This is a genomic window from Pseudoalteromonas sp. SR45-1 (assembly GCF_014163655.1).
Lineage (GTDB): Bacteria > Pseudomonadota > Gammaproteobacteria > Enterobacterales > Alteromonadaceae > Pseudoalteromonas > Pseudoalteromonas distincta.
Genome location: NZ_JACJDR010000061.1, coordinates 1 through 246 on the forward strand (window position 1 = coordinate 1; position 246 = coordinate 246).

A 246-nucleotide genomic window follows, 5' to 3' on the forward strand; every position below is an offset into this window, starting at 1 on the left:
AAAAATTCAGAATTCATTGAGCTGTCGAAAGACATAAAACTTTTTAATTGAAGAGTTTGATCATGGCTCAGATTGAACGCTGGCGGCAGGCCTAACACATGCAAGTCGAGCGGTAACAGAGAGTAGCTTGCTACTTTGCTGACGAGCGGCGGACGGGTGAGTAATGCTTGGGAACATGCCTTGAGGTGGGGGACAACAGTTGGAAACGACTGCTAATACCGCATAATGTCTACGGACCAAAGGGGG

At 47.6% G+C, this 246-nt stretch carries 1 rRNA gene; it reads left to right on the forward strand.

The annotated features are described in order from the left end of the window. Positions 1-44: 44 nt before the first annotated feature. Positions 45-246 (forward strand): 16S ribosomal RNA (locus tag H5089_RS20145); the annotation flags it as partial.